The organism is Syntrophaceae bacterium, assembly GCA_013177825.1.
GTDB lineage: Bacteria > Desulfobacterota > Syntrophia > Syntrophales > PHBD01 > PHBD01.
In genome coordinates, this window is sequence record JABLXX010000002.1 from 465786 (window position 1) to 486304 (window position 20519).

Genomic DNA, 20519 nt, shown 5'->3' on the forward strand with positions numbered 1-20519 from the left:
TCGGAGTTTAGAGCCCTATGGCCATCCGGAAAATCGGCATCATCGCCAACACCGACAAGGAACGATCGCCCGAGTATGTCGCCCAGCTCAAGGACTGGCTCCGTGAGCGGGGTCTGGAGGTATTCCTCGACGAGGGGATCGCCGAGAAAATGGCCGGCGCCACCGGCTGTTCCCGGAAGGAACTGGCCGCCCGGGCGGACCTCCTGGTCGTGTTCGGCGGCGACGGGACCATGCTCCGGACGGCTCGCTCGGTGGCGGAGTTCGACATTCCCATCGTGGGGATCAACACGGGCGGACTGGGATACCTGACGGAAGTGAACCTCAACGAGATGACCGAGGCCCTCGACCAGATCCTCCGGGGGGATTTCTCCATTGAGAAGCGGATGATGCTCGACGTCCTCATCCGCCGCCAGGGACGGGACCCCGTCCGGGAAAGCCACATCCTCAACGACGTGGTCATCAACCGGGCCGACCTGTCCCGCATCGTCGAATTGGAGACGGCGGTGAACGACCGCTTTCTCACGACCTTCAAGGCCGACGGGCTCATCCTCGCCACCCCGACGGGCTCCACGGCCTATTCCCTCTCGGCGGGGGGGCCCATCGTCTTTCCCGACCAGGACTCGATCATCCTCAATCCGATCTGTCCCCATGCCCTGTCCAACCGGCCCATCATCCTGCCCGATTCGGCGGTGATGAAGGTCACCCTGTGGACGAAAGAGGCCGGGGCCACTGTCAGCCTGGACGGCCAGACCACCTTTACCTTGAGGGCCGGGGACTCCGTCACGGTCCAGAAGTCGCCCTTCGTAACGACCCTTGTCGCCTCCCCCCACCGGGATTACCTGGAGATTCTGCGGACCAAGCTGGGGTGGGGAGTGGGACCGGGGCGAGAGAAACCCCTACCGTAGCCGGGAGAGCCCTGAACAGGGACCATGCTTGCCGAGCTCAGCATCCAGAACTTCGCCATCATCGACGCGCTGGAAATCTCGTTTCATCCGGGCCTGAATGTCCTGTCCGGCGAGACGGGGGCCGGCAAGTCCATCATCGTCGGGGCCTTGAGCCTTCTCCTGGGCGACCGGGCCTCCGCCGAGATGATCCGGACCGCCGCGGACGCGGCCGTGGTGGAGGCGGTCTTCCAGGTCCGGAACAACGGGGAGCTTTTGAAGCGGATGGCCGGGATGGGACTGGATCCGGCGGAGGAACTGGTGATCCGGCGCAGCGTTTCCCGTGGCGGGAAGAACCGCATCCATGTCAACGGGCACCCGGTGAGCCTGTCCATGCTGGCGGCGCTGGGAGAGTGCCTGGTGGACATCTGCAGCCAGCACGAGCACCAGGTTCTCCTGAACCCGGACCGGCACCTGGATCTCCTGGACGCCTATGCCGGCCTGGCGGAGGAGCGGGAGGCCTTCGGGCTCCTGTACGACGAATACCAGGGAGTCCTGGCCCGGCTCCGGGAGATCGAGGGGGTCCGCCGGCGGCGACTGGAGCGGGAGGAATGGCTTCGTTTCTCGATCCGGGAGATCCGGGAGGCGGGACTGTCGTCCGGGGAGGAGGCGGCCCTCAAAAACGAGCGGCAGGTACTTGGGAACGTCCGGAAGCTGCAGGAGCTGGCGGGGCGGGCCCATGAGAGCCTGCACGGACGGGACGGAGCCGTCCTCGATGTCCTCCGCGGGATCATGGCTGACGTCCGGGAGATCCGGCGGATCGACGGCGCCTTCGACCTTTCCGAGGCCAACCTGGATTCGTTCTATTACGGTCTTGAAGAGGCGGCCGCGACCCTCCGGGTGTACCGCGACGGGCTGACCGTCGATCCGGGGCGCATGGAAGCCGTCGAGGAGCGCCTCGAGCTGCTCCGCAGGCTCAAACGCAAATACGACGGCGACGAAGCGGCGATCCTGGGCCGGGCGGACGAGATGGAACAGGAACTCCTGGCCATCTCCCGGGTCGAGGAGGACGCGGAGCGGCTGGCCCACGAGGAGACGCGCCTGCGCGGAGCACTGGAGGAGAGGGCGCAGATGCTGTCGGAACGGCGCCGGCAGGGCGCGCCGGGCCTTCAGCAAAGCCTGGAGGAGGAGATCCGCTCCCTCCGGATGGATCCCGCGCAGTTCGAGATTCTGTTCCGTCCGGCCGGGAACGGGGAGGCGCCGGCGGTCGGTCCGCGTGGCTGGGACGACGTGGAGTTCCTCCTGTCCACCAACGTCGGGGAGGAGCCGAAGCCGCTGCACCGGATCGCCTCCGGCGGCGAGCTTTCCCGCATCATCCTGGCGATGAAGAAAGTCCTGGTCCGCGGCGGGTCCGTGGGGACCATCGTCTTCGACGAGGTGGACAGCGGGATCGGCGGGGCGACGGCGGAAGTGGTGGGAGAGCGGATCCGGGAAGTCTCCGGACGGCACCAGGTCGTCTGCATCACCCACCTGCCCCAGATCGCCTGTTTCGCCCAGCGGCATTTCCGGGTATCCAAGGCCCTCGCGGAAGAGCGGACGGCCTCCCGGGTGGAGGTCCTTACCGAGGCGGAGCGCCTGGAGGAGGTGGCCCGGATGCTGGGAGGCGTGCGGATCACCGAGAAGACCCGGGCCCATGCCCGCGAGATGCTGGGCCGTGCCGCCGGGGGGACCTCTTGAATTGCTGCCGGAGGTTTACAAGGGCGGCTTCGCATGGTAGAAGATCACGGTTTTCCGAACGGCATGCGGACCGGAACAAACTTTGCGGGAGGGGGTTTCATGGGCAGACACAAGAAATCCGAGCGCAGGAAGGAACTGGACCGGCGCCGGAAGCGGCGGAAGGAGAGCCTGAGGCTGCGCCGGAAGGAGGCGCCGAAGGGCCAGGACGGAACACTGAAAAAAACGAAGTAGCGGCCCCCTATCGCGCAGCCGGGCCGGGAGGGCGGACATGCTGAGAAAGGCCCGCATCAGCGATGTACGGACGATTCACCGGATGATCAACGTCTCGTCCGGACAGGGGGAAATGCTCCCCCGGTCGCTCATGGACATCTACGGGAACATCCGGGATTTCTTCGTCTATCTCGAGGACGACGGGGAAACGCTGGTGGGAGTTTGCGCCATGAACATCATCTGGGAGAACCTGGCGGAGGTTCGCTCCCTCTATGTCGAGGAAAGGGGCCGCAAGCGCGGCATCGGACGGATGCTGGTGGAAGCCTGCATCTCCGAGGCCATTACGCTGGAACTCTTCCGCATCTTCACCTTGACGTACAGGCCGGAATTCTTCCGAGCCCTCGGTTTCCGGGAGGTCGAGCGCCAGAACCTCTCCGAGAAGATCTGGTCGGACTGTTTTCGCTGTCCGAAATATCCCGATTACTGTGACGAAGTGGCGATGATCATTGAACTCTGATTGCTGCCGGAGCATCCGGTTCGTCCTCTTGTGCGTGCTCGTGTCCGCCGCTCTGGCCGCCTGCAGCGCCCGGAAGGAGGCGCAGGCGCTGTCCCCTCCGCCGGGAGCCCCGCCCGCTCAGGCCTTCGGCTCCCCAGCCCTGGTGCCCGTATCCTGGGACACCCTCGCCGTCCTGGACGATGACCTGGATTTTCCTTCCCTGAAACTCGCCATCGGGAGAAGCCTGGACTATTACGACCGCCCCGGCGTCGGCCCTGTCCGCATCGGTGCGGAGTCCTTTTCGCCGCAGGAGATGAAGGAAGCCCTGCGGGAACTCCTGGAGATCCTGCAGGCGGAAGGTTCGCCGGAGGAGAAGCGGGGAAGGATTGCCGGGCGGTTTCACCTGTACCGGGCATCCGGACTCGACGGGCGGGGCACCGTGCTTTTTACCGGGTATTACGTTCCCGAGCTTACGGGATCCCGGTTCCGGACGGAACGCTTCCGCCATCCGATTTACGGACCGCCGCAGGAAGTCCTGGGTGGGAGCGGCCGGCCGGGCAACGGGAACGGAAAGCCGTCCCGGTCGTGGAGCCGGAAGGCAATCGACGGAGAAGGAGTGCTCCAGGACCGGGGATTGGAGATCGCCTGGGTGGAAGATCCCACGGGACTCTTCTTTCTCCACATCCAGGGATCGGGAACGATCCGCCTGCCCGACGGCGGCATCCTGACGGTGGGGTATGCCGCCTCCAACGGCCGCCCCTTCCGGAGCATCGGCCCTTTCATGGCGAACCGGGGGATGATACCGGCGGGGAACCTTTCCCACGCCACGATCCGGAACTATCTGGACAATCACCCGGAAGAGCGGCAGGAAATCTTCAACGAGAACGAACGGTACATCTTTTTCCGGGTGCTGGAGGGGGAGCCGGTGGGATCCCTTGGAGTGCCCGTCACGGCGGGTCGTTCCATCGCCGTGGACGCGGGATGCTTTCCTCCCGGGGCGGTATCCTTCATCCGGCTCCGCAAACCGGTAACGGATGAAACAGGGAGAATCCGCTGGACGCCGTTTTCGCGGATCGTCGTGGCGCAGGATGCCGGGGCCGCCATCAAGGGGCCGGGGCGGGTGGATCTTTTCTGCGGCGCCGGGGACGAGGCGGGCCGGATGGCGGGCAGCCTCAAGGAAAAAGGGGAGCTTTACTTCCTGATTCCCAAACGGCCCCGCTGAGCAGACGATCGCTCCGCCGTCGATCAGTGCCGGGAGCGCCCTGTCCAGGTGTCGTTGGCGTCGGCCATCCCCAGGGCTGCGTTCAGCCAGTCCATGGCCTTGATCGGCAGGAGCACCTTCATCAGCGGCGTTACGAACTTCACGGGCACCGACGGGACGGCCACCATGGCCCGGTTCCGCCGGATCGCCTCCACCACGCGGGCCGTCACGTCCCCGGGTTTCAGCATCTGCGTTCCCGCCACCATCTTCGAGCCCTCGAACATTCCCGTATTGACGGTATTCGGGCAGACCACCGTGACGCCGATGCCGGCTCGCAGCTTTCGCATCTCCTGCCGCAGGCTGTCGGTGAAGCCGATGACACCGAATTTGCTGGCGCAGTAAGCCGAGAGGTTCGGGATCGCCAGGATGCCCCCGGCGGAGGCGAAGTTGACGATGTGTCCCTCTCCGCGGCGCAGCATGGCCGGCAGGAAGGCTTTGCAGGTCCAGAAGAGCGCCGTCAGGTTGACCCGGATCATCCGCTCGATGGCGGCGTCGTCCAGGTCCAGGAGCGGCGCGGCGGTGACGATGCCGGCGTTGTTCACCAGGATGGCCGGAGGCTCCATGTCCGCCTCGATTTTATGAGCCAGATCGTAAACGGCCTGCCGGTCGGAGATGTCGCAGACGTAGCCCCGGCAAGGCCCGAGGTGGCGGAGTTCCTTCTCCGCGGCCTGCAGGCTTTCCGGCCTGACGTCCACCAGGGCCACGGAGCAGCCCTCCTGGAGGAGCTTCCTCGAAAGGTCCAGCCCCATACCCATGCCGGCGCCCGTCACGACGGCGGTCTTTCCCTTCAGCTCTTTCATGGCTGCCTCCTCTCCCGTTCCGGGATGGAACCCGGATCAGTCGCCTCCGGCGGGGTACATTTCCTCGATGACGTCCCGGTACTTCTCTTGGATCACTTTCCGTTTGATCTTGAGGGACGGCGTCAGCTCGCCCGTCTGTTCCGAAAAGGAGTGGCGGAGGATGCGATAATACTTGATCGTCTCGACCCGCGCCAGGTGTTCGTTCACCGCCTGGACGTGCCGGTCGACGATCCGGCCGAATCCCGGATTGTCATAGAGATCTTCCGGTTTCGCGAAGGCCAACCCCTCCTCTTTCGCCAGGCGGGCCGCCTCTGCCAGGTTGAGCGTGATGATGGCCGTGAGGTATTTCCGGCGGTCGCCGATGCTTACGACGTGTTCGAAGAGGGGGTCCTTCATGAAGAGCCCCTCGATGTTCTGCGGGGCGATGTTCTTTCCGCCGGCGGTGATGATGAGGTCTTTCTTCCGGTCGGTGATGATCAGAAACCCCTCCTCGTCGAGTCTGCCGATGTCCCCTGTCATGAGCCAGCCGTCATCGGTGAAGGCCTCCTTTGTCTGCACCGGCATCCGCCAGTATCCGCTGATGATGTTTCCGCCCTTCACCAGGATCTCGCCGTCCGGTGCGATCTTGACCTCGTTGCAGGGCAGGGGGCGACCGGTCGTGCCGTGGCGATAGCTGCCGATGACGTTCAGGCTGATGGGGGCGGTGCTCTCCGTCATGCCGTATCCCTCGATGACGAAGACGCCGGCGGAGTTGAAGAAATCGGCGATCTCCCGGGACAGGGGCGCACCGGCGGCGGTCATCCAGCGGACCCGGCCTCCCAGCCGCTCATTCAGCTTCCGGTAGACGAGCCGGTAGGCGAGGCGATACTGGAAGTCCAGGAACAGGGGGACAGGCTTCTCACGCTCTTTCAGGATGCTCACCTGCCCGCCGACCTTCGTCGCCCACTGGAACACCCGCTGCTTCCAGGGGGGCTCTTCCTTGACCTGGCCCAGGATCCGGGCGTAGATCTTTTCGCAGACCCGGGGCACCGCCAGGACGATGGTGGGCCGTTTTGCGGCGATGTCGTCGATGATCGTGTCGAAACTCTGGGCATAGTGGGTTGTGATGCCCACCTTCATCCCGTAAAAATGGCCGGCGATCCGCTCGAACACGTGGGACAGGGGCAGGAACGGGACCGTTTCGTCCGTGTCGAAGGCCGGGACGCAGGTGTCGAGGGCGTCGAAGACCGCCAGGATATTGCTGTGGCTGATCATGGCCCCCTTGGGGTGCCCCGTCGTTCCGGACGTGTAGACGATCGTCGCCAGGTCCTCGACGTCGATGGCGTCGCCAAGGCTCTCGAAGAGATTCGGTTCGCGGCGGGCCAGATCGCGGCCCTGCTTGAGAAGCTCGTCGAACGTCATGAGCAGGGGGTTGGACAGGTCGCATCCCTCCGGGTCGATGACGACAATCTTCTCCAGGGCTGGAAGTCCCGGCGCCTCCTGGAGGGCCTTGTCCGACACAGTCCTGTTTTCGGCGATGAAGACCCGGGATTCGGAATTGCCGATGATGTAGGCGATCTCCGGGGCCGGAAGGGTCGTGTAGAGTGGAACCATGCAGGCCCCGATCCCGATGCTGCCCATGTCGGAAGCGACCCACTCGAGGCGGTTTTCGCTCAGGATGGCCACCCGGTCCCCCTTGCGGACGCCCAGGATATGGAGGCCGAGGCCGACGGCCCGGGATGCCTCGAAATACTCCCGCCAGGTCCATCCCTCCCACCGGCCGCCCCTGCGTTTCTCCATGGCGAGGCGGTCTCCGTATTTGTATGACTGGTTTCTGAAGATCTGGGCCAGATTGGCCTTCATGGCGCTCCTCCTTCCCTATCTTTTCCCGCCGGGGCGGTACGTTGTCGATGAAGGTCCCGGAAACGGATCCACCCCGGGCGGGATGGCTTCGAGGGACACTGGAAAAAGGTACGACAAAGGAAAACCGAACTTGGCGATAGTTACTGCCAGACATTGATTGATTTGTCAATCAACATCTTCCGCTGCGTAGAATTTTTCGTCCATGCTCCGAAAATCAATGGTACGGGGCTTTCCCGTCCCGACCGAATGAAGACGATATCAGGCGCGGAAGGGATTGCAATTGACCTTTGGGGGAGGAATGAGGTAGTCCACCGGTACAGGCAGGGGGCCGGCGCCGTTCCGTGCCCGAACATATCCGCCGGGGCATTGGCCCCCGGAACCGTATGCGCGCAATTCCCGCCTTCGCAAAGGAAGGCGGGACCAGGCGAGAAGGGAGACGAGATGTTCGATCCGGTGAAATGCGATTTCTGTGGAGAGTGCCTTGGGCGCTGTGCCTATATCGACTTCGATCGTGAGGAGGGTGGACGGCAGTTCGAGAAGCTGGTGAAGGGGGAACCCGTCGACTGGCTCCGGAAATGCATCACCTGCTTTGCCTGCAACGAGTTCTGTCCCCGGGACGCCCGTCCGTTTGACCTGATCCTCCAGAGAATGGAGGCCTTGGGAGATTACGTGGACCCGAACCTGTTCGCGGCGATCAAGGGAAAATTCGCCGCACCGGAAGGCTTTTCTCCGCCGAAGGTGAAGTCCCCCATCCTGTCGGTCTGCACCATCGAGCCCATCGCGCCCTGGGCGTTCAAGGGTTCCCTCTTCGACGGCCTCGACGTCCTCAAGGGCCGCTTCTGGTTCTGCAATGTCCTGTTCCCCCACCTGGGCAACGAAACGGTCATGATCGAAGGCGTCAAGCCGCTTCTGGACCGCTATGCCGCCCTGGGCGTGGACGAGGTGATCTTCGCCCACGACGACTGTTACGCCCTCATGGCCGACTGGGTTCCGCGGCTGGGACTGACGCTGCCCTTCAAGGCGACCCACCTCTTCGAATTCCTCGCCCGCTCCCTGAAGGCGCGCCGGGCCGAGATCCGGCCGCTGGGCATGAAGGTCGCCTACCAGCGGCCCTGCGCCTCCCGGGGCACACCCGGCAAGGAGGCCTACCTGGACGAGATCTTCGCTCTCATCGGCGTGGAGCGGGTCGCCCGGAAGTACGACCGGGAGGAGGCGCTCTGCTGCGGACAGGCGATGAAGGGATTCATGCAGCGGGGGGAGAAGTATCCCGGCTACCAGACCCTGAACATCGAAGACGCGAAGGCTCATGGGGCCTCGGCGATGGCTTTCCTGTGTCCCATGTGCCTGGACGCGCTGAAAAAGACCTGCCGGGAGGCGGGCCTGGAGATGTACATGGTGAGCGACCTCTGCCGACTGGCCCTGGGGGAGGATCTGCAACGGGAAGCGCCCAAGGCCGGCTGACGGGTATCCGGGGAGCCGTTCATGAAGAAGATTCGTCCGGAAGACCATCGCCATATCCTGTTCTTCACGGGGGCGGGGATGTCCGCGGAAAGCGGCGTCCCCACCTACCGGGGGGCCGGGGGCGTCTGGAGATCCTATCGCTGGGAGGAATACGCCTGCCAGGAGGCCTTCGACGCCAATCCGGAAAAGGTCCTCCGCTTTCACGAATTGCGGCGGAAATCCGTCCTGGCCTGCCAGCCCCATGCCGGCCACGAAGCCGTTACCCGGCTTGAGGGAGAGCACCCGCAGGTGACGGTGGTGACGCAGAACATCGACGGCATGCACCAGCGGGCGGGGAGCCGGCGGGTCCTGGAGCTCCACGGCAGCCTATGGCGCCTGAGGTGCCCGCAGCATGGCATCCGGGAAGACATCGGGGAGGCCTACCGGCGATACCGGTGCGAGGATTGCGGAAACTGGCTCAGGCCCGACATCACCTGGTTCGGCGACATGCTCGACGCTTTCGTCATGGGGCAGGCCGTGCAGGCGATCCGGTCCTGCGACCTCTTCGTCGGCATCGGAACCTCCGGCGTCGTCTGGCCTGCTGCAGGGTTTCCCCAGGCCGCCCGGGACGGCGGGGCCCGGTGCATCGAGATCAATCCGGAAGCGAGCGAGATGTCTTCCGTGTACCATGAATCGATCAGGGGAAAGGCGGGCGATGTCCTGCCGGCCCTGTTCGCGGGTTGATGGAAGGGAGCCGGTTCCGGATGGGCCAAGCCGGCACGCGATCCGGCCCGGGCATTCCGTCACGAACGATGATCACAGGGGCTTCCGCCAGACGGGCGTCCGCGAGCCCACCCCGAAAAAGTCCTCCAGGATCCCCACGGGTTCCCCCGCCAGGACGGTGTAGAAGTTCCAGGCCGTATTCCGGTAGCGGGGATTGCTCGACCAGAGCATTTCCGTCCATCCCGCTTCCCCCGCCGCCTTGAAGAGGGACTCCATGAGCTGTTTCCCGAGGCCTCTCCCGCGGACGTCAGGCGACAGGAACGCCGTCTTCAGACCTGCTGCCCGGGCATGCGGCGACGACCGGTAGGGCAGAAAACGGTCGTCCGGCATTCCGCATCCCATGACCCCGGCCGGTTTCCCGTCCGGCTCCCGGGCCACGAGGTACAAGTCGCCGTTTCCTCCGGCCGCCGCCTTCAGGACCGCCACGGTCTGCTCGATCTCCTCCGCGATGGGCTGTCCGTCCTTCCGGATCCAGGCCTCGATGATCTTCCGCAGGTCCGGGATGTCCCGCGCCATGAGCCCGTCGATTCGGAACGGCTTCCCATCGTCCATGACCCGATTATCCTTTCCGTGGCGGCCGCCGGGTGCCGGAACATCCCATGGCTTGGCCCTCCGCCCCCGGAACCTGCCACAGAGCGGCCCGTCCGTCAAGGAGGAGGCTTTTTTGGTGGGAAAAGAGGCGCGATCCGTCTATAATTTCAGCCTTCATTTCCGAGGAAGGAGCGATCATGGAACCCGTCTACCTGGACCACAGCGCCACCACTCCCGTCGATGCGGAAGTGCTGGCAGCGATGATGCGATACTTTGCCAATGTTTTCGGCAACCCCTCCAGCATCCACCGGTTCGGCCGGGAGGCCCGGAGCGCCGTGGATGAGGCCCGGGAGAAGGTGGCCCGCCTTCTGGGCGCCGACCCCGATGAGATCGTTTTCACCGGCGGGGGAACCGAGGCGGACAATCTCGCCATCCTGGGGACGGCGTGGGCGAGGGAGCAGGGAAAGAACCACATCGTTACCTCTTCCATCGAGCATCCGGCCGTCCTGAACGCCTGCCGCTTTCTCGAGGGGCGGGGATTCCGGGTGACCTGCGTGCCCGTAGACGGCCACGGCCTCGTTGACCCGGATGACGTCCGGAAGGCCCTGACGGATCAAACCTTCCTCGTTTCCGTCATGCACGGGAACAACGAGACCGGCGCCATCGAGCCCGTCGCCGCCATCGGCGCCCTGGCCCGGGAGCGGGGCATTCTCCTGCATACCGACGCCGTCCAGACGGCTGGGAAGATTCCCTACGAGGTGTCCGACCTGGCGGTGGATCTCCTCTCCATTGCGGGGCACAAGATCCATGCCCCGAAGGGAGTCGGGGCCCTCTATGTCCGAAAGGGCACCCCGCTGAAGGCGGTTCAGTTCGGCGGTCATCAGGAGGCGGAGCGCCGGGCGGGGACGGAGAATGTCCCGGCCATCGTAGGCCTCGGGAAGGCCTGCGAGATCGCCTTCCGGGACATGGCCGTTCATCTGGACCGCCTCGGGGCCCTGCGGGACCGGCTGGAGCGGGCGCTCCTGGATGCCGTGGAGGATGTCCGCGTCAACACCCACCCGGTGCATCGCCTGCCTCACATCCTCAATGTCTCCTTCCGGGGGATCAAGGGGGACGAACTGGTCCGGGAGCTGGACGGCCGGGGAATCGCCGTCTCCGCGGGAGCCGCCTGCGGCGCCGGGACGGTGAAGATCTCCCACGTCATCGAGGCCCTCGGGGTCCCGCGGGAGTGGGCGACGGGGACGGTCCGGTTCAGCCTGGGAAAGGGCAACACAGGGGAAGAGATCGGCCGCGCCTCCGCAGCCGTCATCGAGAGCGTCGACAAACTGCGCCGGATCGCCGAGCTGGAATCGACCCTCGGCGGCCGGGGCTGCCGATAGGAAAGAGGGACCATTAGGACCGCGGCAGGGGACGAGGCGCAATTTCTTTTTTTTCTTGTTCCGTCGGACATGCCGCCGTGAAAGGCCGTCCCCGCGCCACCGGGGCCATCCGTGCGGACGGTTGCAGTCCGGCCTGCATCAAGGACCCTCTCAGCAGCAGCAAATTGTCTCTTCATGGCAAATGATGAGAATGCGGGTCACGATGGACAAGATTTGTTGCAGATTTCAAGGAAGAGACCTGTTCATCATCCATCTTAGTCCAGAAAGGAGCATGACATGGTGAAAAAAGGAATACTATTTATCAAGATCATCGTCATTCTCGTTGCTGTAGCACTCGTCAGTGGATGCAGTCTTAGTTTAGTAGTCAAGGATCCCATTCTCTCATCCATCAACTAAGGTAGGCAAGAGGTCTCACAGGTAGCGATAGACATCGTCGATAAGAGAAGCGGTACAGATGCTGTTTACATCCTTTTTCTTCGTGGCAAAACTGTTATGACTGACTTTCCACTCAAATTGAAAAACATGGAAGACCCCGTGGGATATTTTGCCAAGAACCTGGAAAAAGAATTGAATAATCGTTCCATTCCCGTGAAGTGCATTGTGGGGAAGACAGATGCAGCAAGGATAACCTTGGAGATCCTCAAATATCAGATCGTCAACACGCGGGCCACCGGCTTTTCACCATGGGAATCCGTCCATTTGTTCAGCGGCGTGCTCATTAACAATGACCAGAAAATACCCATCAAGGCATACTTTTACAATGGAAAGGTTCCCGTTTGGAGCATGGACGAGATCGAGGAACCCTGTTTCAATACGCCAATATCTGTCATCATTAAAGAAGTCGCCTCAAAGATTAATCGAGAGGTTTTCAAGTTCTCCATCCCTGACGAGAAGGTGGAGCAGTTGAAAAGCGAAATCAAAACTGAACTTGAAAAAAAGAATAGCGAAACATTCTGGAAAGTTCTTGAGTTAGGCTATACCAACAATACAAAGGCTATGCCGTCGCTTAAGGAATATGCACAATCGGATCAGGATCAGTTTTTCAGGTCCTGTGCCTTGACGGCTATCGGTACCCTCGGTGCGGCGGGTGAATTTGCATTCCTGAGGGAACAATTCCGCGTGGGTAATTTCAATGACCGCTATATGGCAGCCAAGGCGATCGGCGACATCGGCACCCCAGAAGCAATAAAAGCACTCCAGGAGATGAAGAAGGACGATTCTTACGGTCGTGAAATTGGTTTGAGATATTGTGTCGATTTTTATGTGCAGTAGTGCCCCCCATGACTTGCCCAAAAGCCGGTCCAGTTTCCCGGGAAGAAGATCACGGCAGGGGAAGAATGAGGATGAATGCTTACAGCTGGAAGATTATATTCATATCGTAGCGAGTTGTAAAAGGTCTTGCCGCTGTATGCATTGCCGAGCCACGGACGGAAGGAAGCCGCCATGTGGAAACGCCTCCGGAACCTGTTCCGCCGGGATCTCCACCGGCCCCGCCTGGGAGCCCTGGAGATCCTGAAGTACATCGGGCCGGGGCTGCTGGTGACGGTGGGGTTCATCGATCCGGGCAACTGGGCCTCCAATGTAGCCGCCGGGGCGACTTACGGCTATACGCTGCTCTGGATGGTGACCCTCTCCACGGGGATGCTGATCCTCCTGCAGCACAACGCCGCCCACCTCGGAATCGCCACCGGGCTGTGCCTGTCCGAGGCGGCGACGGCGCACCTGAAGCCCGCCCTCTCCCGGGGAGTCCTGGCCACGGCGGTTGCAGCATCGGTGTCCACCGCCCTGGCGGAGATCCTGGGAGGGGCCATCGCCCTGAACATGCTCTTCGGCCTGCCGGTGAAGGCCGGGGCGGTCCTGACCTTCCTCGTGGTCGCCTTTCTTCTCTATACCAACGCCTATCGGCGGCTGGAACGAATCATCATCGGCTTCGTCTCCCTCATCGGCCTGTCTTTCGTCTATGAGCTGACCCTGGTCAAAATCGACTGGGGCCTGGCGGCCGTGAGCTGGATCCGGCCGGAGATCCCCGACGGCTCCATGCTGATCGTCGTGAGCGTCCTCGGGGCCGTGGTCATGCCCCACAACCTGTTCCTGCACTCCGAGATCATCCAGAGCCGCCAGTGGAACCTGGAAGACGAGGAGGTCATCCGGCGCCAGCTCGATTATGAATACTTCGATACCCTCTTCTCGATGATCGTGGGCTGGGCCATCAACAGCGCGATGATTCTTCTTGCCGCCGCCACGTTTTTTGCCCACGGAACCGCTGTGGGGGAGCTCCAGCAGGCGAAGACGATGCTGGAACCCCTGCTGGGCGGCGGTGCAGCGGTCGTTTTCGCCGTTGCACTCCTGTTCGCCGGCGTCGCCTCGAGCATCACCGCCGGCATGGCCGGCGGATCCATCGTTGCGGGCCTTTCCGGTGAGCCCTACGACATCCGGGACAACCACACCCGCCTGGGGATCGGAATCACACTGGCGGCGGCGCTGGGGCTCATCTTCTTCATTGGCGACCCTTTTCGCGGGTTGATCGTCTCGCAGGTGGTGCTCAGCCTCCAGCTCCCATTCACGATTCTTCTCCTGATCCGCCTGACGGCATCCCGGACCGTGATGGGATGCCACACCAACTCCCGGAGAACCACGCTGGGGTTGTCCGCGATCGGTCTCCTCGTGACATATCTGAATGTGCGCCTGCTGCTGTCCCTGCTTTCCTGAGGGGGCGGAATCCATTTTGACGGGGCTTTCCCCCGTCGAAAGGTTATGCTATAGGGGCGCCCGGAGAATCAAACCATGAATGCGCTGGTGCCGGTCAAAAAGAAGGCAAACGAGAAGAAAATCAACCGCTGCCTGTCCTGCGGGACAACGGAAAACATGGGGCGGAAGCGGTACTGCTCCGCCGACTGCCGGCTGCGCCTCCGTTTGAAGCTGGACATGAGAACCGGCCTCATCCAGGCCCTGAATACCCGCTATGCCACGTTCTATTTTTCCGACCGGCTCATCATCATGGACCTCCTGCCCTACGGGTCCAACGAGGTCTTCAGCTTCTTCCACCCCCGCACGCCCGGGCAGAATCCCGCAGATGCCTTCAGCCGCATGGCGAACCTCCTGGGGGACATCTGGTGGGCCGAGAAGCGCCGGACGAACAAGCGTTACATGGCGTCCCGGATGGTTCTCGAACAGGCCATCCGCAACGACTGGACGGGGACATTCCGGCCGGAGGAAATCCGGATTCCCGCCGTCCGCGGCATCTCGCTGGTCCACCTGAAACTGGACCGGGCCAGCCTCGAATCCGCCGACGTCCAGGAGGTCATCAAGAACGCCTACCGGAGGCAGGCCAAGGCCCACCATCCCGATAGGGGGGGGGATGCCGAGGCCTTCCGCCGGATCCACACGGCCTACGAGGACCTCCTGACCTGGACGGAGAACCCGACATTCCTGAAGAAGCGGGGATTTCCGGACAAATGGTTCTATGACGGATACCGGAACAAGTGGCTCCAGCCCTCCCGGCTCCAGCGCACGCGCGTGCTCTGAAGCACGCAGCTTCCTCCCTTATTTCATGGAGTTGAATGGTTCCCGGCAGTTGTTGCGAAAGGCCGCCCGGGTCTGTTCCGATGAAGATTGCGATTCCCGGGTGGGGGGACGCGGTGGGGAATTGCAGGTCCGTCAGGGCCGGCGGCGGATCATCAGGACGGGGATCCACACGGCCAGCCAGGCCGCAAAAAGCAGCCCCGCGAGGCCGTAGGCCGCCATGTTGGCCGGTTCGAAGGGGGACCAGTGAAAGGCCAGGTACTCCATGAAACCGCACGCCCGGGCGCTTTCCTGTCCCTGGCAGACGCCGTCGTACCCGGTGACGATCTTGAACAGGAAGGCGGCGATGACGAACAGCGGCGGACCGGCGACGAACCAGGGCAGGTGGCGGGAGAAGAAGTTGTCGATGCGCGTCATGGAATATCTCCTGGTATCGCGGTTTCGCCGTCATGGCGTCGGATGAGGGGATTGAATCGACAAAACCGGTACGGATGAATCCGCCTCCGGATGATGCCGACATCTCCTCATACTGGAAACGGTAAAACGAATCAAATATTTCCGCCTGGACACCCGGATGAGGTTTGATCACGGCGGGTGGTACGCCCCTGAAGGGGCGGCGCCGTCCGGAGATGCAAAAAAGGGAAACGGTCGGTGCCGTCTCCCTTTCGTTCCGGTTCCCGGGGATATGTGCGGGAGCGCTGAAAACGCCCCCTTTCCCGTTGATTATTCAGGCCCCCGCTTCCTTCAGCCGGACGATCATGTCCTTCATGAAGGCCTCTCTCGCTTTCAGTGCCCGTCGGAACTCCCGGTCGTCCGTGTTTACAACCTCGATCCGGAGGGACGGGTAGTAGCGTTCCAGAACCTCCAAAAGAAGTTTCGCCTCTTCCGGCGTCAATTCCACATTCGTCATGGCGCATTCCTCCTTTCCGGAGCGACGGGGTCTGCGACCGCCTTACCCGGACAGCCTCCCTTTCGTTTCCCCGACAGGATACACGGGGAATATCTCGAACTGGAGCAGGTCGATCCACGCCGCTCGGGCGGCGATGAGCCCCTTGGCGTCCGTGTCGACCACGTAGATCGTCCGCAGGCCCTGGAGATCGTAAAACTCATAGATGACCTTGACATCCGGGGGCCATTCCCAGGTGGCCCTTCTTGTCCGGACTTCCCGTTCATCCTGGGGATCCCAGGTACAGATCATCATGAAGAGCATGGTCTCACCCCCTTGGTTTCATGAAATGGATTTTGATGGGAGGGCGCATGCCTTCCCCTGGTTCCGGCGTTGCGGGGTATGCCCGGGAAGGCGCACTCCCTCTGTTTCCCCCGGGGACGGATCCTCTCCCCCGGGGTCCGGTGAAGGCAGTTTCCGGTACCATTGGTTCATGAAAGGACTCCAGCGATGAACCTAACGTCGGCGTAACCGAAAAAAACGCCTCCGGGGTTCAATAACGAAAGAAGAAAATCTTGAGTTTGCCAGGTGTCAGGAGGGACGGAAAACGGTTGCCGATAAAAAGAAATACAGAGGAAACACCTTAACAGCATTCATCTTTAAAGATAATGTAACAAACGTCCGATAGATAGTCAATGAATGCCTTGGGTCTCCTGGACTCTTTTCCTTTCCCCTTTCCATTTCACTGACGATGCAGGACGCTCTCTCTTTTTTCTTTACCAGGTGGTCCGATTCGTTGTTGTATAGGCAGTCATAAGAGAAGAAAGTGGAGTCCAACGGTGGATTTACCCGAATCGTAAAAAAAGTACGGAAAGGTATATACATGGAAAAGGAAAAACATCCCGAGGCCTTCACAGGCCGGACAGACGCGCACAAGGATGCCTGGGAATACTGGACGGACGCATGGCAGCGTTCGGTCCTTTTCCTGGACGTCATGCGAAAGCGCGGGAACGCCTATGTCGATCATCTCAAGGATGGCCAGCCGCCCGTCCTCACCTTCCGGTACGAGATGATTCTCGATGGCCGCCACTTCAAAAGGCCGGTGAATTATGCCCTGGTGCGCATCGTCGACCGGCGGGCCGAGGAGGAGCAGCGAAAAATCAGGAATGAGCGGCGGGCCGGGACTTACGTCAAGGTCCTCCCCAAGCGGCCCATCATCATTATCGACCCACGGGCCGGTCACGGGCCGGGGATCGGCGGCTCCAAGAGGGATTCGGAAATCGGCATGGCCCTTACCAATGGCCATCCGGTCTACTTCATCCTCTTTTTCACGGAGCCGATGCCCGGGCAGACACTGGCCGACGTGGAGGATGCCGAGGTCATGTTCGTAGAGGAAGTACTGGCGCGCCATCCGAACCTGGACAAGCCGGCCATCATGGGCAACTGCCAGGCGGGATGGGCGGCGGCGCTCCTGTGTGCCGACCGGCCGGACCTCGTAGGACCACTCGTTCTCAACGGTGCGCCCCTTTCCTACTGGGCCGGCGTCGAGGGCGCGAACCCCATGCGCTACAAGGGCGGTCTTGGCGGAGGGGTCTGGATGAATACCTTCCTCAGCGACCTGGGGAACGGCAAGTTCGACGGGGCCAACCTGGTTGCCAATTTCGAGTCTCTCAATCCGGCGAATACATACTGGAGCAAACAGTACAATCTCTACTCCCAGATTGACTCGGAAGAGGAGCGCTACCTCAAGTTCGAGCGCTGGTGGGGCGGCTTCTTCATGATGAACAGTGAAGAGATCCACTTCATCGTCAACAACCTCTTCGTGGGCAACAAGCTGGAACGGGGCGACCTGGAACTCCGGGAGGGGCAGAAATTGAGCCTCAAGCACATCCGCAGTCCCATCCTGGTCTTTGCCTCCCGGGGGGACAACATCACGCCGCCCCAGCAGGCCCTGGGCTGGATCACCCGGGTGTATGAATCGGCGGAGGACATCCGGCGGCACGGCCAGGTGATCGTTTACATCGTCCATTCCGACATCGGCCATCTGGGCATCTTCGTCTCCGGTGCCGTCGCCCAGAGGGAGCACAAGGAGATCATCGGCAATTTCGACATGATCGAATACCTTGCCCCGGGACTTTACGAGATGGTCATCGACGAGGGGAACGGCAGCCTCGGCAAGACGGACTTTAAGCCCCGCTTCGAGGAGCGGACCTTCGAAGACATCTACGCCCTGGGGACCGAAGGGGTCAAAGAGGAGGAAGACTTCCAGGTGGTCAAGGCCGTCTCGGAATGGAATGACACCCTATACAGGACGTTCGTCCGGCCGTGGCTCCAGATGACCGTCAACGACCTGTCCGCGGAGATCTTCAAGCAGATGCATCCGCTGCGTTTTCAGAGGTACATCTTTTCAGACCTGAACCCCGCCGTCCGGCCTGTGAAGGCCCTTGCCGACATGGTCCGGAAGACGCGGCGCCCCGTTTCCCCCGACAATCCGTTCGTGGCGATTGAAAAGCAGATGAACGAAGGAGCCGTGGATGCGCTGAACCTCTACCGGGATACCCGGGACCGCCACCAGGAAACGCTCTTCCGCATGATCTACGGCCGGGAGTTTCTCCACCAGGCGTTTCTCGACGGGCGGCAAGACCTTTGCGATCCCTCGAAAGACATGCCGGCGTCCTGCGTTCCCGAGGAGATCGAGAAGGCCTTCGAGAGCGGGGGCCATGCCGAGGGGCTGATCCGGGTCATGATGGCCGTCACAATGGCCGATCGGGTCTTCGACCGGACCGAGTACGCCGCCGCCGAGAAGGTTGCCCTGTCCCATCCGATCTTCAGTGAAATCAGGCCGGCCGTATTCAAGGATATCGTGAAGCGGCAGGCCATGGTGCTTCAGGCCGACAAGAAGCGGGCCCTCGCTGCCCTGGGTAAGCTGATCCGGAAGGAGGAGGATCGGCGGGAGGCCCTGGCTCTGGGCAGGCAGATCGCCGATGCGGACGGTCATTTTTCGAGGACGGAAAAGGCGATCCTGGAGAAAATCCGTCAGGAACTGGGGATCGCGGGAAAAGCGGTGGCTTGATCCGGAAATGCCCGCCTGCATTCCATGGGGCAGTCCGCAGGAAGGCTGGAGCGTAAAATCCGCGGCAGGAAGGGAATCCGGAAAACGCCGGAATGGCTGGCCGGAGGCAGATGCGCCGATTGCATCCGCTTCCGGCGATGATCACGTAGGGGAGACCGCGAATCCGGCGGGATGCGGTTCAGGGGGCGATGATCGTCGATTATGCCTTTCTCTTCCAGAACCTGGGAAACCTCTCCCAAGTCTCCACGACTGCGCTCGCGGTGTCCATCACGGTGGTGGCCATCATCGTCGAGCTGGCCGCCACGCGCTATTCCCCGAAAATCAGCGACCTCTTCCTGAAAAACGGCGTGAACATCGCCGTCATGAGCTTCTTCATCTTCATCATCGTCTTCAACGTCTGGATCATGGTGCCAAGGCTGGATCCGGCCTCGACGGCCATCAAGGCAGTTATCTGGTCCTACCTGATTCTGCTCACCGTCAGTTTTGTCATCATCATTCCCTACCTGTTCTTCGTCTTTCACTTCCTGCGTCCCGACAGCATCATCCGTTCCCTGGAGAGGTCAGCCCGCGGTCATTTGCGGGCCGCCCGCCGGAATCCGCTGCATCTGGCGGAGGCGCGGCGGAGATTCCTGGACACAGTGGAGCAGATCGGCGACATCGGTGTCAAATCCATTGCGAGCATGGACCGCTCGCTGGGACTGTCCTGCATCAGCGCCCTCCAGAGGATCCTGACCCACTACCTGAAAGTCAAGCGGGAGTACCCGCCCCACTGGCACATGATGGAATCGGGCAGCTTTTATGGATTCTGCCACGATTCCATTGCCCGGATCGAGGCCACGAATACCTGGACGGAGATGGCCGTCCTGAAACAGTATGAGTTCATCCTGACCACCGCGGCGGGATCCATCCGGGAAATGGTCCAGGAGATCTCCAACGCCATGGGGGAAATCGCCACATCCGCTGCAGTGGAGAACCTGGAGGAGTCCGTCGAGCTGATCGTGGCCTATTTCAACACCTTTCTCCGCATCGGCCACAACGCCAGGGACCAGTACGGGATCTTCAACATCCTGAACCAGTATCGGATGTTCGCCGAGCACATGATGGACCGGGACGTGAAGCGGACCCTGGAGATCGCCGCCTACTTCCGCTATTACGCCCTCCTGGCCGTGGCGGCCGGACTGCCCTTTATCATGGTCACGGCATCCAGCGACCTCAGGATTCTCAACGAGAAGGCCTATGAACGGGGATTTGCGGGTCGCCGGGAGCTCCTTGACATCTTTCTGACCCTGGACAAGGAGCCGGAAACGGCCGTCGACGAGATCGCGTTCCTGGGCGTCCGGAAGAGCCAGGCCATCCTGGCGGGTTTTTACCTGGGACACGGGGAAGAGGAACTGGCGAGGCATATCTGGCGGGACATGCGGCACGAACCGCCGGAGCGGCTGGCCGCCATCCGCGACGAAATCCTGGCCCTGGACAGGGAACGCTACTGGGAGGTCACGGACCGCTGGGTTAATTTCGACTACGTTCCGCCAAAACAGAAGGACAGGGTCCGCGAGTTCTTCAGCTGGTTCGAGGGTTCCGGCCCCGTAACGACATGAGCCCGGGACGTCACCGGGGCTTGACGGGCGGGGTGATGATGGCGGCTCCGGGGGATATAACGGCATGCTCCCGGGAATCG

The 20519-nt window shown here is 62.1% G+C and carries 19 protein-coding genes; 13 read left to right on the forward strand and 6 right to left on the reverse strand.

Features of this window, described 5'->3' with window-relative positions:
• The first annotated feature begins 17 nt into the window (after positions 1–17).
• The 4 genes from HPY65_06875 (at position 18) to HPY65_06890 (ending at position 4546) form a co-directional block, all read left to right on the forward strand.
• On the forward strand, positions 18–905 hold the full coding sequence (locus tag HPY65_06875; GenBank protein NPU84195.1) for an NAD(+) kinase: 888 nt from the start codon (positions 18–20) through the stop codon (positions 903–905).
• A 24-nt stretch (positions 906–929) separates the two neighbouring features.
• Positions 930–2618 (forward strand): DNA repair protein RecN, encoded by a 1689-nt coding sequence (gene recN / locus HPY65_06880; GenBank protein ID NPU84196.1) that lies wholly within the window; start codon positions 930–932, stop codon positions 2616–2618.
• Positions 2619–2886: 268 nt separating this feature from the next.
• Entirely contained in the window at positions 2887–3345 is a 459-nt protein-coding gene (locus tag HPY65_06885) for an N-acetyltransferase (GenBank protein NPU84197.1), read from the forward strand.
• Positions 3335–4546 carry a transglycosylase gene (locus tag HPY65_06890; protein ID NPU84198.1) on the forward strand — a complete coding sequence of 404 codons (1212 nt, stop codon included), beginning with the start codon at positions 3335–3337 and terminating at the stop codon, positions 4544–4546. Before HPY65_06885 ends, HPY65_06890 begins: the two co-directional genes overlap by 11 nt.
• A gap of 23 nt (positions 4547–4569) precedes the next feature.
• On the opposite strand, the gene HPY65_06895 is transcribed toward HPY65_06890, so the two are convergent.
• On the reverse strand, positions 4570–5385 hold the full coding sequence (locus HPY65_06895) for an SDR family oxidoreductase (protein NPU84199.1): 816 nt from the start codon (positions 5383–5385) through the stop codon (positions 4570–4572).
• A 36-nt stretch (positions 5386–5421) separates the two neighbouring features.
• Positions 5422–7227, reverse strand: coding sequence for a long-chain fatty acid--CoA ligase (locus HPY65_06900; GenBank protein NPU84200.1), 1806 nt, complete (start codon positions 7225–7227; stop codon positions 5422–5424).
• Between the two features lie 441 nt (positions 7228–7668).
• Between HPY65_06900 and HPY65_06905 the strand changes: the two genes are divergently transcribed.
• A complete protein-coding gene (locus HPY65_06905; GenBank protein NPU84201.1) occupies positions 7669–8688 on the forward strand; it encodes a (Fe-S)-binding protein in 1020 nt (339 codons plus the stop codon).
• 21 nt (positions 8689–8709) lie between these two features.
• Positions 8710–9411, forward strand: coding sequence for an NAD-dependent deacylase (locus HPY65_06910; GenBank protein NPU84202.1), 702 nt, complete (start codon positions 8710–8712; stop codon positions 9409–9411).
• 72 nt (positions 9412–9483) lie between these two features.
• Here HPY65_06910 and HPY65_06915 read toward each other — a convergent pair whose 3' ends face one another.
• Entirely contained in the window at positions 9484–10002 is a 519-nt protein-coding gene (locus HPY65_06915; protein NPU84203.1) for a GNAT family N-acetyltransferase, read from the reverse strand.
• Between the two features lie 176 nt (positions 10003–10178).
• On the opposite strand from HPY65_06915, the gene HPY65_06920 reads away from it, so the two are divergent.
• The 5 genes from HPY65_06920 (at position 10179) to HPY65_06940 (ending at position 14885) form a co-directional block, all read left to right on the forward strand.
• Positions 10179–11360 carry a cysteine desulfurase gene (locus HPY65_06920; GenBank protein ID NPU84204.1) on the forward strand — a complete coding sequence of 394 codons (1182 nt, stop codon included), beginning with the start codon at positions 10179–10181 and terminating at the stop codon, positions 11358–11360.
• Positions 11361–11636: 276 nt separating this feature from the next.
• Positions 11637–11756, forward strand: coding sequence for a lipoprotein (locus HPY65_06925; protein NPU84205.1), 120 nt, complete (start codon positions 11637–11639; stop codon positions 11754–11756).
• Positions 11757–11894: 138 nt separating this feature from the next.
• Positions 11895–12632 carry a HEAT repeat domain-containing protein gene (locus HPY65_06930; GenBank protein ID NPU84206.1) on the forward strand — a complete coding sequence of 246 codons (738 nt, stop codon included), beginning with the start codon at positions 11895–11897 and terminating at the stop codon, positions 12630–12632.
• A 171-nt stretch (positions 12633–12803) separates the two neighbouring features.
• Positions 12804–14069 carry an Nramp family divalent metal transporter gene (locus HPY65_06935; GenBank protein NPU84207.1) on the forward strand — a complete coding sequence of 422 codons (1266 nt, stop codon included), beginning with the start codon at positions 12804–12806 and terminating at the stop codon, positions 14067–14069.
• A gap of 75 nt (positions 14070–14144) precedes the next feature.
• Positions 14145–14885, forward strand: coding sequence for a J domain-containing protein (locus HPY65_06940; GenBank protein NPU84208.1), 741 nt, complete (start codon positions 14145–14147; stop codon positions 14883–14885).
• A gap of 132 nt (positions 14886–15017) precedes the next feature.
• Here HPY65_06940 and HPY65_06945 read toward each other — a convergent pair whose 3' ends face one another.
• The 3 genes from HPY65_06945 to HPY65_06955 all read right to left on the reverse strand — a co-directional run bounded on the left by HPY65_06945 (position 15018) and on the right by HPY65_06955 (position 16092).
• Positions 15018–15299, reverse strand: coding sequence for a hypothetical protein (locus tag HPY65_06945; GenBank protein NPU84209.1), 282 nt, complete (start codon positions 15297–15299; stop codon positions 15018–15020).
• A 310-nt stretch (positions 15300–15609) separates the two neighbouring features.
• Entirely contained in the window at positions 15610–15792 is a 183-nt protein-coding gene (locus HPY65_06950) for a hypothetical protein (GenBank protein NPU84210.1), read from the reverse strand.
• A 42-nt stretch (positions 15793–15834) separates the two neighbouring features.
• The gene (locus HPY65_06955) at positions 15835–16092 is read right to left on the reverse strand and encodes a hypothetical protein (GenBank protein ID NPU84211.1); all 258 of its coding nucleotides are present in this window, start codon (positions 16090–16092) and stop codon (positions 15835–15837) included.
• A gap of 559 nt (positions 16093–16651) precedes the next feature.
• On the opposite strand from HPY65_06955, the gene HPY65_06960 reads away from it, so the two are divergent.
• Both HPY65_06960 and HPY65_06965 read left to right on the forward strand, forming a co-directional pair.
• Positions 16652–18841, forward strand: coding sequence for a DUF3141 domain-containing protein (locus HPY65_06960; GenBank protein ID NPU84212.1), 2190 nt, complete (start codon positions 16652–16654; stop codon positions 18839–18841).
• Positions 18842–19029: 188 nt separating this feature from the next.
• Positions 19030–20439, forward strand: coding sequence for a DUF2254 domain-containing protein (locus HPY65_06965; GenBank protein NPU84213.1), 1410 nt, complete (start codon positions 19030–19032; stop codon positions 20437–20439).
• The last annotated feature ends 80 nt before the right edge of the window (positions 20440–20519 follow it).